This is a genomic window from Deltaproteobacteria bacterium, from assembly GCA_017302835.1.
Classification (GTDB): Bacteria; Bdellovibrionota; Bdellovibrionia; order Bdellovibrionales; family Bdellovibrionaceae; genus UBA2316.
Genome location: JAFLCC010000015.1, coordinates 1 through 12,364 on the forward strand (window position 1 = coordinate 1; position 12,364 = coordinate 12,364).

Sequence of the window (12,364 nt, forward strand, 5' to 3'; positions counted from 1 at the left end):
TACTTTGGAATTAAATTGAAATCTGGACCTGTTAAAACTTAAAGTCTTACTTTAAGTAAAAGTTGAAATTATCTAAACCTAGTTTTCCACATATTTCCCACTAATTTTAGAAAGTTCCTAAGAAACCCAAAGATCAGTCTTCGCAAAATAAGTGCCTTGGTTCCCGAAAATTTCCGCGGCCAAATGGCCCCTTTGTTTTCAATAAAGAAAAAAAAGGGGCTATTCGATTTCCGCTTCACTGCTTTTTTACAGGCGCGGTTTAAGTCTCTAGCTCTGAGTATTCATATTATTTATACCAGGCACTGAGTCCTTTTTTTTGTATGACGGTGATTGCCGTTCGCCTTTGGTCTCATCAGTTGAAGAAATATCGCTTGCACCAGAACGTTCCAGGCATTTTTTTGCTTTTGTTACATCTTCATCGGAATCGGTGTGAACCGAAAGTAATATTCCACCATTCTTGACAAAACCTTCGTATCGTTTTGCTTCGTATTCAGGAATGCCCAGTCCAATGAGTGCTCCTGCCACACCACCTACGGTTCCGCCTATGCCTACTCCCGCAAGAGCTGCCATAATCGGACCGGCTGCAATGAACGGACCCACTCCAGGGATGGCCAGGGCCCCGATTCCGACAAGCAAACCAAGCGCACCGCCGATCACAGCACCTGACCCAGCTCCAGTGGCCGCACCTTCAGGGGCTTTGGTTCCTTTGGAATGCGCAAAGTCCCGAGACCCAGCGCTTTCTGGCATAAGCACAGAAATATTTGATGCTAAAAAGTCATCGACTTTTAAATCTTCCACCGCTTGTTCCACTTGATACCTTGATTTAAAAATTCCAAGCACGGATTTTTTTTTACTGTTCATAGAACCTCCCATTGTATTAGTTGTTTATTGTTTATTCCGATACAATTGCAATTAATACCATGCCAACTTCGTTGTACTTTTTCATAAAACTCCTACGTATGTTAATTAAAAAATCATTGCTAGTTGATCTTAAAAAAATTCTTCGCTTTATCTGGAACTGTTGTAGCCTTAGTACCAATATTTTATAGCTCCGCTTAACGTCATCGTATCTACTTCACTATCAGATATGATGGCGTATTTCATGCTGGCGCCCAGTGAAAAGTAGTTCTCTCGTTCCTCTTTTATCGGAATGTCAAAGCCGATTAGTGGGGCAAGCGCCATCGACGTACCACCTGGCTTAAAAACCGCACCTAGGCCCAAGCCGACGAAACTGTTTTTCAATACAACTGTTGTTCCGCCAAAGTTGTAATTGCCTTTTGCCCAAAATGTATTTCTGTCGCTTGCTCCTTTGCCAGAGTTGATGCCTGAATGGTTAAACTCAACTGCTAAACCAAATGGAATGTAAGGTTGGTAACCCACTTCGATCCCAGCTTCTGTGGCTGTTATGCCGGTCGATTCAGGCTGGGCCGCACCTATCAATAGGCCAAAATGAGGCTTCCACTCGGTGGAAATTGCTACTGGCCGGGGTTTCACCATCATCGTATTTTTTTGCGCCAAAACTGGGAGCGCACACGCAATCACAAGTAGGGGGACGCATACTAACGAAAATATTCTCTGTTTCATAAAGTACCTTTCATCATTGTTAAATCATCATTGTTAAATGATCACTATTTAAAATCTCGTCACTAATCGATTTAAATTTTTCATCAGAAACCTGATTCCGTTTCAAAGGGCGCTCGTTCTTAATCTCCCTTTGTAGGTTAGCGTTTATATTCTATAAGCGCTAACCAATGAACGTGTTATAGTTCAACAGGAAAGCTCAAGCTTAAAGCGTAGCCGCGATTTTTAGCGTCAACAGCACTTACTTTATTTAGTGAGTAGGAACCCAATGATTGAATTTCTGTAGAATTGTAGGAAATATCTTGGTATTCCAAATTTATACCCACGGATGAAACAAATACACCGGCACCGACTCTCAATCCTGAAGCTTCCTTAAATTTTAAATCTAAGTCGCGATAGCCAGCATTAGGATCGTTTTCACCAACAATCACATAACCTGCTAACAATCGAACACCGTAATAGGGGGTTTGTATAGTGATCATAGGAGCGATATCGTATGCTTTTGAATCCGCCTGCTGATAAAAGGAATCATTGGCCTGAATTTTTGAATACCGAGCATCTATGCCCAAAAGAACCATCTCATTAAAGTGACCACCGAAGCGTAATCCCACACCGTAGCCTCGAGATGTGCCCGTGGTATCATTAGTAATAAAAGGCAGTTGCGAGGTTTTAATGGAGGTTTCTTCCTGTGTCGTCAAGATCATTGGCTCTATATAGAAACCACCTCTCGAAAGAGTTCGAGCATTTAATGCATTGCTTGAAGCGGCATTATAATTATCCGTTGCTGGCGTCGGCGGTTGCGAAGAGCCCTCTGTTTGTGCTGGCAATCCTTCGTTTCGCTCATTAGGATAGGTTGTTTGGGCTGTCGCGAATGCGGATATCAGCACGAGGCACGTCGTAAAAATTGATTTATTCATTAGATACTCTCTTTCAATGGTTTATTTTTTATTTTGCATAAATAGGCTTTATATCTTGGTTCATAGAATTTCTAATTTAGAAATTCTTAGTTTTTGTCGCCGTATCCTTAACTTGGTCTTTATTTCCCGTTCATAATATCTTTATTCATAGTTACTCCTTTTTTGTAGTTATATGAAGAATGATAAAGCAAGATGGAGACCGCACCTGGTCTCCAAGAAGGCACTTCCATAAGCTGGTTGCGGGGTAAATTGGGACTTTGTAAGCCTTTGAGGGAAAATTTCCCCCAATTTATTACTTAGAAAGATTTTTTGCTCTTGGCGTTAGCAGACTCTGAACTCGGGTTGGAAGCTTTAGATAATTTAACGATCACTTACGGTTTTCAATTTGGGTTTTCCAAAAAAAATATTCAGAATATTTGATTGAGTTTTCCATGCGACTAAGTTCATTTGCAAGTTGCAGATGGGGGTGGGATAGGAAAGCACTTTTTCGTCTTTCTCCTTTTCTTTGGAAGAGCTCTCTATTTGTTAGAGCATTCATGAAGCTAAGGGTTTTTAAAAAATAAGTGGTTTCCAGTTTGAAAACACCCAATTCTTCTTTCATAAACTTAGCCAACTTGGGATGTTCTTCTAGATCTTTAAACTCCAATGAACTTAATTCTGGATGAGCTTTAATAAAGGCAAAAATTATGGAAGAAAAAATATCTATAGGTTCAGAATAATTAGAAATGAAAGAACGAGAAAGATGAAGATAATAGGAAAAGGTTTCAATCGCTTCAGATTGATGAAAGAGTTCATTTAAAGAGGGCAGTATGTATTTTAAAATTTCTAAATCATACATTTCAATAAAGACCAAATTTGCAAAATTAAGTTTTAAAATTTTTAAATACTCTTCTCTTTTCCTTGGCAAAATAGCTAAGTTTAAACTGTCTGCATTTTTAATAATTGCTTTTCTGAATTCTGGATCTAAAGAGAAATTTAATTTATGAGACAGCCTCAGGCCTCGAAGAATACGAATGGGATCTTCGAGGATTCTAACGTCAGGCTCGCCAATGAATTTAATCACTCTCTTAGCTAAATCAGCAAGTCCATCACAATAATCTATCAATTCATTCTTGATAGGGTCAAAAAATAGGGCGTTGATAGTGAAGTCTCTCCTTTGGGAGTCTTCTTCTTGATTTCCATAATAATTATCGCCTTCGATCGCATCTGCTGATTCGGTGTCATCATCAATACCTTTACTGCGTCTAAAGGTTGAAATTTCGTATTGGTGAATCCCTCTTTTTACTAGAACGAGTTTAAATCTTCTGCCGATTAAGTAAGAATGAGAAATAAGCCTCTTAACCTCTTCGGGTTTGGCAGAGGTGGCGATATCAAAATCTTTTGGTTCGTGATCGATGAGAATGTCTCTTACGCAGCCGCCAACCAAATATGCAAGATGTCCTTTTTTTTGAAGAATATCAACTATTTGCATAGCCTTTGGGTCAATGAGATTTATTTTTAACTTTGAACGCATAAGATATAACCTATAATTGAAATATTCTCTATTTTCAATGCAAAGTCTTTATTTTATAAAAAAATATTTTTTAGCAAGCTCAGTATTTAGATTGATTATCAATTTGAAAATATCGTGTTTAGACAGATTGACTCTAGGTTCTTACCACGGATAATTTGATTCTATGAAAAAAATAAAATTTTTATCTTTCGGGTCTTTTCATCGATCATTTCGCGGTTCAAGTCGGGGATCAATTCATCGATCATTTAGCGGATCTTCTCATTGGTTTCCTAGGGTTATTTATATATCATTTATTTTCTTTTTTACTCTGTCAGCTCCTGCCGAAAAAATAGAAAATGAGATTCGGTCTTTGTTGGCAAAACAAACCAAGCAGTATTCTTTTTCTTTGCGCGGGATGGATGGTCAAGAGTTGATCCATATCAATGGGGATAAGGCCTTGGCGCCAGCAAGTATTGCTAAAACCGTATCGACAGGTTGTAGCTTAAATGCTTTAGGACCTCAGTATCAATTTGAAACTTTATTTGGATATCGTGGTAAACTAGAGGGAGACACTCTAAAGGGTGATTTAATTATTCACGGAGGTGGCGATCCCAGCCTTGTCATTGAGGACTTGCGCGAAGTTATTGAAAAAATTCGCTACGTCCACGGAATTAAAAAAATCCAAGGAGATTTGATTTTTGATGTTAGTTACTTCGGAGTTCCCTTTCTAAAAATGGCAGAGGGTTTTGAGGGGGATAACGGAAGATCCTTTGCCGCCGACCTGACAGCGGTGTCGATGAATCAGAATTCCTTTTCTTTTTGGGTAACGGCAGATCATCGTAATAATTTAAAAACTCGTGCTGTGACTTTGCCTGCACAAGTTCTCAATTTGGAAGTGATTAATCAAACCAAAGTAGGCAGTGGAAACTCCATTGCGGTCAGTTACGATCCCAACAAACAAAAAGCGACTCTCTCTGGACAAATTCGTTCAGATTCTGAGCCCAAAGGGATATACCGTTCTGTGGAGGACTCTTATGAGTACTATACCAAGTTAATACATCGGCTGTGGTTGGACACGGGAGGAGAGTGGGCAAAAATTAAGTTTGTTATCGAAACAAAATCAATTAAAAGCACTTTACTTTGGAAAAATAGCTCCAAACCTTTGGCTAAAATTTTGATGGATATTAACAAGTTATCTTTAAATTTAGGTGCCGAGATGACTTTCTTAGCGGCTGGAATTGCCGACGGCAATCAACCTGCAACCTATGAAAAATCAATGGTCTTACTAAAATCTTGCTTGAAAGATTTTTCTATTGATCCCAATGGAATTATTTTAACTAATGCTTCTGGCTTATCCAGAGAAGCTCTCATCAAGACCTCGGCGTTAACTCAGTTTATTTATCGAATGCAAAAAAGTCCTTATGCTCCTGAGTATTTATCTAGTTTTTCCTTATTAGGAATAGATGGAACAGCTAAATCCAGATTGCTTCCCTTTGCAGGTAGGGCACGAGTCAAAACAGGAAGCCTGCGTGGAGTTCGTTCTATCACCGGAGTTTTGACTTCAAAAAAACAAGAGCCCCTCACCTTTGCTTTGATTTTAAATGGGGTTGAATCCAACGATGGGGAAACTAAAAAAACAGAGGACTTGATATTAGAAAAAATCCTTCAAACGTATTAGACCCTATTAGATCCTATTAGAATCTATTTGAACCTATTTGAAGAGCCTTAAGACTTTCCAAACAGGTTCTAAAAACACAATCTAATTTATAGACAGGAATTGTTTTTTCTTGCTATAGACGAGAAATGTCTTTTCTTCAAAATATAAATTATCGCCTTACGGGGAAAGAAGACTCTCCTAAAATTGTTTTTCTTCATGGTTTGATGGGATTTTTAAATAATTGGGGAAGAATCACGAAAGATTTAAACTCTAAATATCATTGCCTAGTTTTTGATCAGCGTGGCCACGGAAAATCTTTCAAACCTGATTCAGGTTATCAACCAGAAAACTATGCAAGTGATTTGTTACAAATATTAGACGAGTTAGGTTGGGAAAAAATCATTCTCGTTGGCCATTCTATGGGGGGAAGAAATGCCCTTTGTTTTGCAAATCGACACCCAGAAAGAATTGAAAAATTAGTCATTGTGGATATAAGTCCAGAGTCCCATAAGGCCGTAGGACGCTATTTTCAGACAATGTTAGATGCCATTCCGACTCCGTTTCGCAGCTTAGAAAACGCAAAGTCATTCTTTCAGCAGGACTTTAGTCAACTTATAAAAATAAATGAAGACCTCAAAATGTTAGTCCCCTTCTTAATGGCAAATCTTGAAATTAAACCAGAGGGTGTTGTGGATTGGAAATTTTCGAAAAAAGCCATTTTAGAATCGGCCCAGTTTGCACCAACGGAAGGTATTTGGAGTTGGTTTTCGCAGTTAACCATGCCCTGCTTATTTGTTCGAGGAGCTAAATCTAAAGATCTTTCTCAAGATATTTTCAAAAAAGTCATTGAATCTAATAAAAATATAATTGGCGTTGAGGTGTCTGACGCGGGACATTGGGTCCACTCAGAGCAACCAGAATTATTTTTGAATGAATTGAAAAATTTTATTGGCTATAATACTTATTGATTCTACAAGTAAATAAATCTTTGTATTGGAGTTTCGTTGGATTTCGTTGAGTTTAATTTATCCCCCATTTTATTAGAAAATATTTTATCCTTAGGCTACAAAACGCCTACCCCCATCCAGGACCAGGCCATCCCACCATTGCTGACGGGTCAAGATCTCGCTGGGCTGGCGCAAACAGGGACGGGAAAAACAGCCGCCTTTTTGATTCCTCTGATTGAACGTATTTTAAGAACCGAACAATCCATTCAAAATCCAGAAGCTGAAAAGATAACGGAAAGGGTGATCAAAGATTGGAAGCCCAACCAATTTTTTCTTGTTTTATTGCCAACTCGGGAACTTGCTGAGCAGGTTTTAGAAAATTTTAATTCGCTAGCTAAAAATCTTCCATTGAAGGCCGTTTCTATTTATGGCGGAACCGGTTATGAAAAACAAATTGATGCTTTAAAAAAGGGAGTTCAATTTATTTTTGCCACACCTGGAAGATTAATTGATTTGTATAAGGATCACTTAGTTGATTTGAAGTTGGTTCGAGGGATTGTTTTTGACGAGGCTGATCGGATGTTTGATATGGGATTTAAGGACGATATGAAATTCATCCTTCAGCGAATTCCTAATGACAGACAATTTCTTGTTTTTAGTGCGACCCTCAATTTAGAAGTTTTAAATACAGCCTATCAGTTTGGATCAAATCCCGTAGAGATAAATATTTCTCGAGATAAAACTTCTGCAGAAAATGTGAAAGATTATTTATTTCATGTCGGAGATGGCGAGAAGCCACAACATCTCATTTCACTAATAAAAAAATATAAACCCAAACAAGCTATTGTTTTTACAAACTTTAAACACAATGTGGAAAGAGTCGCTCAGTTTTTAAGTCAAAATCAACTTCCCGCCATTGCAATTTCAAGCTTGTTAACACAAGCTCAACGAACGAAGGTCATTTCTCAGTTTAAGGAGACTAATGATTTAAATATCATGGTCGCTACGGACATTGCGGCGCGAGGACTTGATATTCAAGGTGTAGATCTGGTCATCAACTACGAGCTTCCCAATGACTGCGAAACCTATGTGCATCGAATTGGCAGAACCGGTCGGGCCAATGCCCTAGGAACCGCCTTGAGCCTTTGTAGCGACAAAGATGTGGAATCTCTTTATCGTATCGAGGAATTTCTGAAACGAAAAGTTGAGAATCAGTATTTAGATGACAGTGAACTCGTGAAGGATTTTAAAGAATTCAGAGATGTAAGATCAAATCAGTTTGATAAAAAAACTTCTTATTCCGATAGCCGTCGTAAATCTTTTGATAGAAATGATCAAGGGCGTGGAGGCAGGTCCAGACCTCCAAGAGAAAACCAAGACAACACAGGAAGAAAGTTTTCAAAACCATTTACAGATAAACCTTATGTGCCTCATGTGGGCCCTAAAAAACCAAATGTGGCTGCAAGCTCTGTTTCAAACAGCCAAGGTCCAGCGAAGGGACCTCATAGAAAGTACGAAAAACCAAAAACAGGATCTGCTTCTGAGGCAAGATCAGGCTCTTCTGTAAAGTCTATTCATAGATCTTATAAAGCAAAGTCGGGTGTACCGAATAAACAACACACCAACAAAAAAACCACTAGTCTTGGAGCTAAGGTTGTAGGTTTTTTCCAAAAGTTATTCAAAAGCACTTAATTTTCTTAATGTATCATTAGGTATCAACTGATTCGTCAATTTTCGTTGTGATATTAGGATTAATTGCTCATAGCCACCAAGAAAATATTTTTTTGATTTCCTTTTTTACCAATTCAATATCTTTCTCGCTAAGATGGCCTATTTTTTTTTCGATTATATCATCGTCGATTGTCGCAATTTTACTCACTCTAACTAAACTTGGATGAAGAAGAGAAGCTTTTTCCCAGTTCTTAAGCGCTACATCACCGTGGAGTTTTACCCCATCAACTTTTGAAGTTATCATCGCAATAATTAACAAATTTTGGGTTTTACCATATGAGATCTGATTCAAAACCAGAGCTGGTCTCTTTTTAGAGGTCTCTAAATTCGCAAACGGAAATTTGACTAAAACCACATCTCCTGGACTCATAATTTGTCATAATCCGAATCCAAAGGGTTATCCCATTCTTCGAAGGCCTTTTCACACATTTTTCCAAGAGCGCGTGTCTCAATTCGATGAGAGAAATAGGCTTCAATAGCCTTAACAAGGACATCTTTGATAGATGTTTCACTCACTTGAGCCTCTAGCTTCAAAAGCTTCAGCAACATAGGATCACCAAGGTCAGCAGTAATTCGTGTAGCGCCCATACATCCTCCTTTGACATTTTAGCACAATAACATAAATTAGCAAATATGTTTTTAAGTTCGATGTGATTTAAATCCTCGTTTTGAAAGTTAAGACTTGGCCTTTGACTAAGCTGAAAAGTCCGCGGCTGCCTTCCTCTATGGCATTCTTTGGAATTACAATCGAAAAAATGGGTCGTATTTGGAAGCATCCCAAAGCTTAGCGTCTGGTTGGCTTGACTTTGAACATCTTAACAAAATCTGCGATGAATATGAAATTGAAACTGGACCAATCCTTGCCAAAGGAAAGCTTAAAGAAGTTTTAGGTGATAAAGCTTCAACTTAATCCTTATTTGTAGAAGGTTTGTAGAAATTTAGGGGTTTGTAGAAGGTTGGATCCGATCTAACACTTCCGAAAAGGGGCTTCGACTTTATCGGACAATCAGAAATATTTGCACTTTTTCAATAAAATGGCTAGGTCGCCTTGGTTGCTGTTATTTCGCTTTTGTCTGGTCCCTGAAATTCAGCCTAGGTTAATTTAAATGCATTTTAATCATTGGTTTCTGGAATTCAGAGCGACATGGAAAAAAGTTAGATGCATTAAACAGATTCTCTTTTTGATACAAACCTAGGCATTAATTCTGCAATCCAATTTATAGAGCCATCAATGGAAGTTAAAGGCTCTTGCTTATAGGATTGTGTTAAATAAATTTAGACTACTGTAGGCAAAATTCGGCGCAATTTTATTAAAAAGGAGTCTCTATGCTAGGTCTACTATATTCCATCATCCTTCTGATATTTATCTGCTCTGCCTCTTTTGGCAACACGGTTTGTAATCTTAAGGTTGCCACGGGAATAGACTCTGATGTTTTTAGAATTTCGATGATCCATGTCTGTGATTTTTTAAAAAAAGCAGAAAAAAAACGACGAGAAATTTATCCGGACAGTCCTGTCCTATCTGTACTTTCTGGTGGTCCACTTTCTCAACTTAAAAATGAGGGTTATGAGGTTGTAATGGTTGTTGGACGCTCCGCTGATTTCGCTACCGATGGATCTGAAGATCAACGAAAGCGAGATGCCGAATTAGAAATTTTATCGGCGTTGAAACGTTTTGACCCAGCTCGCACTGTATTTATTTCCGGAGGTACAGCTTCTGGCGATATCGGACTTTTCCATGAATTGTCAGTAAAAAAGGGATTTCGCGTTGTAGGCGTTTCGGCCTTGGACGCGGCAAAATATCAACCGGCTTTAATGACCGACTTTTATGTTGAATTTGGAAAAGGATTTGGAACAGAATCTGAGACTGCAATCAGAAGCTCTACTGCCCTACTCATGTTGGGTGGCGGAAATCAGGCGGCTCGAGAGGCTATTCGAGCAGATTTATACAAAATTCCAGTGTACGTAGTTAACAATCCGCTTTTTAACGAAAAAAAAATGAAGAGCGCTGAAGTGACCCATGCACTTTCAGAAAGCAACTCGGCGCGATCGTTTCATAGTGCTGCAGAAGCTGCAGATGCAATGACTTTAAACCAGGCCAAATCCGTTATTCCGAGTCTTCCTGCCGGTTCTATCGATTTGAACCCTGAGGATTTAAAATCAATCTACAAAGATAAATTTTTCCTAGGGTTTAGTACCTGGGCTACAACTGAGGTACCCAAAGAAAGCGAAGAAAAATTTCGTGCGGCTGTAGAGGCTATTTTAAGGAATTTGGACCCGAGCAAAATGGTAATATTGACTGCCGGAACTATATACGGGGGTGAAGGTATTGTAGCTGAACTTGCTGCGAAAATAGGATTTGAAGTCATAGGCGCTCCAGTGAGTGAAAATATCAAACCGGAAATGTTTTCGAAAAACGTGAAAAAATTTGTTCTTACTGGAAGAACTTGGGAAACCAGAAATTCATTCTTTACAAGTCTTCTCGACGGACTAGTAGTATCTGGAAAATCTATCACTTTGACAGAACACTTGATGAGTTCAAAAAATGCCGGTAAACCTACATTCAACCTTAAGGGTTTTAACTCTGTTATGGATGGTTTTTCAAATAACCTGAAGACAGGAATAAATTTTTCAATTGATGAAATCGAACGAGTGATTTCGGAAATGGAAAAATATAAAGGAGTTACTCTTCGTAGCTCAAAAATTTCTATTATGTGCAGCGAGTTTTATAGAAAATAGAAAAGTGGAAGTAATAAAGACCTTGTGATAGATACCGCGTACATAACAACGACTCGAGCTTTTAAAATCAATAGTACCGAAAAAAAGCAAGTGACCCTTCAAGCTAGAGTATAGACTAAAGTATAACTTAGCCTTCATTTCTCAAAATGGTGGCGGAAATAACTCCGCCGTTCACATTAATTCCCAAAGCGAAAGAATGGCCACAATTTCATACTGGGTGTCTGACCAAATCGAACCTACGATTTGAAATTGTCAGTTCAGATCTAAACTTCTACAGATCAGATCAACCTCCTACACCTTCTACACCTTATTATTGTTGTTTTGTTCTAGATGAGCTTCCAATTTATCAAAGGAGCCAGTCCAACCTAGTGTCATCCCAGCTCGAGATTTTTTGAAGATATCAATCTCTTCCACGCTACAATCTTCATAGGGCTCCCATGCTATTGTCACTCGTGTTTTTTCTGCATCCTCTTCAGCTAGAGTGATTGTTGTGAGCATTGTCTCTGGCCAGGTTGGCGCCAAAGGATGTCGACTGACTTTTTCGTTTTCATCGACAAATTGTTGAGTATAAACAATGCGGGTGGGGTGTAACATATCCAAGTATTTAGCCCGACCGAACATGGTGCCGTTGGCCCCATCCATACGCCAGAAAGTACTGCCATCAACTCTAATATCTGCTTTTATAAATTTCATCTCTGCGCCTGTTGGCGCAAGCCATTGGGCTATATTCTTTGGGTCGGTCCACATGCCATAAATTATATCTATAGGAGCATCAAAAGAGCGATTGATAACGAAAATATTTTTATGATCCTTTTCTTCTGCTAAGTATTCGGCAAGGCGATCCCAAGTAGAGTCTCCACTTACTTTTTTGATGAATTTTTTAGTTTCTGCGGCAACCTCGGCGCTAGCAAATAACATCGTCATTTCAATTTTTGTTTTACCTTTTATTTCATTAAATAAAGCCGTCACACGAAAAAGGGGCGGTCTGTCATCGCTACCACCATGGTCGTAAACCATTCGTGAATACTTTTCCACCTCTAAAAATTGGGTTTTGTTTGGATAATCCACTCCGTCTGGCCCATGCATTGTGTAGGCCCAAGTACCACCAGTCTTTACGTCCTTACTATGGCTGGTTAATGTAAAGCCTCGAGGCCCCCACCATTGGGCGACTTTCTTTGGATCAACCCATGCCTCCCAAACCATTTTAAGTGGAGCATCATAGATTCGAGTGATATAGATCTCATTTGGCTTATTTTTTACCGACATTTTCTTTGCCTTTCTTCTAGCTTCTAAAAATTTA

At 38.8% G+C, this 12,364-nt stretch carries 12 protein-coding genes; 5 read left to right on the forward strand and 7 right to left on the reverse strand.

Features of this window, described 5'->3' with window-relative positions; translation table 11 throughout:
• Positions 1–267 precede the first annotated feature (267 nt).
• The 4 genes from J0M15_13670 to J0M15_13685 all read right to left on the reverse strand — a co-directional run bounded on the left by J0M15_13670 (position 268) and on the right by J0M15_13685 (position 4,011).
• Positions 268–861: a DUF3341 domain-containing protein gene (locus J0M15_13670; protein MBN8538097.1), complete on the reverse strand. Its 594-nt coding sequence runs from the start codon at positions 859–861 to the stop codon at positions 268–270.
• A 168-nt stretch (positions 862–1,029) separates the two neighbouring features.
• Positions 1,030–1,584, reverse strand: a complete 555-nt coding sequence (locus tag J0M15_13675; GenBank protein ID MBN8538098.1) for a hypothetical protein — start codon at positions 1,582–1,584, stop codon at positions 1,030–1,032.
• 176 nt (positions 1,585–1,760) lie between these two features.
• Complete coding sequence (locus J0M15_13680; protein ID MBN8538099.1) at positions 1,761–2,498, reverse strand: hypothetical protein; 738 nt, start codon at positions 2,496–2,498, stop codon at positions 1,761–1,763.
• 367 nt (positions 2,499–2,865) lie between these two features.
• Complete coding sequence (locus tag J0M15_13685) at positions 2,866–4,011, reverse strand: poly(A) polymerase (GenBank protein MBN8538100.1); 1,146 nt, start codon at positions 4,009–4,011, stop codon at positions 2,866–2,868.
• A 163-nt stretch (positions 4,012–4,174) separates the two neighbouring features.
• Here J0M15_13685 and dacB point away from each other — a divergent pair, with 163 nt between their 5' ends.
• The 3 genes from dacB (at position 4,175) to J0M15_13700 (ending at position 8,286) form a co-directional block, all read left to right on the forward strand.
• Complete coding sequence (gene dacB / locus J0M15_13690) at positions 4,175–5,668, forward strand: D-alanyl-D-alanine carboxypeptidase/D-alanyl-D-alanine-endopeptidase (GenBank protein MBN8538101.1); 1,494 nt, start codon at positions 4,175–4,177, stop codon at positions 5,666–5,668.
• 125 nt (positions 5,669–5,793) lie between these two features.
• Entirely contained in the window at positions 5,794–6,615 is an 822-nt protein-coding gene (locus J0M15_13695) for an alpha/beta hydrolase (GenBank protein MBN8538102.1), read from the forward strand.
• 36 nt (positions 6,616–6,651) lie between these two features.
• Positions 6,652–8,286 (forward strand): DEAD/DEAH box helicase, encoded by a 1,635-nt coding sequence (locus J0M15_13700; GenBank protein MBN8538103.1) that lies wholly within the window; start codon positions 6,652–6,654, stop codon positions 8,284–8,286.
• Positions 8,287–8,353: 67 nt separating this feature from the next.
• On the opposite strand, the gene J0M15_13705 is transcribed toward J0M15_13700, so the two are convergent.
• Both J0M15_13705 and J0M15_13710 read right to left on the reverse strand, forming a co-directional pair.
• Entirely contained in the window at positions 8,354–8,680 is a 327-nt protein-coding gene (locus J0M15_13705; GenBank protein ID MBN8538104.1) for a type II toxin-antitoxin system PemK/MazF family toxin, read from the reverse strand.
• An 11-nt stretch (positions 8,681–8,691) separates the two neighbouring features.
• Complete coding sequence (locus J0M15_13710; protein ID MBN8538105.1) at positions 8,692–8,913, reverse strand: hypothetical protein; 222 nt, start codon at positions 8,911–8,913, stop codon at positions 8,692–8,694.
• A 178-nt stretch (positions 8,914–9,091) separates the two neighbouring features.
• Between J0M15_13710 and J0M15_13715 the strand changes: the two genes are divergently transcribed.
• Together J0M15_13715 and J0M15_13720 are read left to right on the forward strand one after the other, a co-directional pair.
• The gene (locus J0M15_13715; protein ID MBN8538106.1) at positions 9,092–9,235 is read left to right on the forward strand and encodes a hypothetical protein; all 144 of its coding nucleotides are present in this window, start codon (positions 9,092–9,094) and stop codon (positions 9,233–9,235) included.
• 416 nt (positions 9,236–9,651) lie between these two features.
• Positions 9,652–11,064, forward strand: a complete 1,413-nt coding sequence (locus tag J0M15_13720) for a hypothetical protein (GenBank protein ID MBN8538107.1) — start codon at positions 9,652–9,654, stop codon at positions 11,062–11,064.
• Between the two features lie 300 nt (positions 11,065–11,364).
• On the opposite strand, the gene J0M15_13725 is transcribed toward J0M15_13720, so the two are convergent.
• The gene (locus tag J0M15_13725) at positions 11,365–12,330 is read right to left on the reverse strand and encodes an SRPBCC domain-containing protein (GenBank protein ID MBN8538108.1); all 966 of its coding nucleotides are present in this window, start codon (positions 12,328–12,330) and stop codon (positions 11,365–11,367) included.
• Between the last annotated feature and the right edge of the window lie 34 nt (positions 12,331–12,364).

Excerpts from the sequence above, each read along its gene's own strand:
- J0M15_13675 (MBN8538098.1), bottom strand. The coding sequence starts at position 1,584 with ATGAAACAGAGAATATTTTCGTTAGTATGCGTCCCCCTACTTGTGATT.
- J0M15_13710 (MBN8538105.1), bottom strand. The coding sequence starts at position 8,913 with ATGGGCGCTACACGAATTACTGCTGACCTTGGTGATCCTATGTTGCTG.
- dacB (MBN8538101.1), top strand. The coding sequence starts at position 4,175 with ATGAAAAAAATAAAATTTTTATCTTTCGGGTCTTTTCATCGATCATTT.
- J0M15_13695 (MBN8538102.1), top strand. The coding sequence starts at position 5,794 with ATGTCTTTTCTTCAAAATATAAATTATCGCCTTACGGGGAAAGAAGAC.
- J0M15_13680 (MBN8538099.1), bottom strand. The coding sequence starts at position 2,498 with ATGAATAAATCAATTTTTACGACGTGCCTCGTGCTGATATCCGCATTC.
- J0M15_13685 (MBN8538100.1), bottom strand. The coding sequence starts at position 4,011 with ATGCGTTCAAAGTTAAAAATAAATCTCATTGACCCAAAGGCTATGCAA.
- J0M15_13670 (MBN8538097.1), bottom strand. The coding sequence starts at position 861 with ATGAACAGTAAAAAAAAATCCGTGCTTGGAATTTTTAAATCAAGGTAT.
- J0M15_13725 (MBN8538108.1), bottom strand. The coding sequence starts at position 12,330 with ATGTCGGTAAAAAATAAGCCAAATGAGATCTATATCACTCGAATCTAT.
- J0M15_13720 (MBN8538107.1), top strand. The coding sequence starts at position 9,652 with ATGCTAGGTCTACTATATTCCATCATCCTTCTGATATTTATCTGCTCT.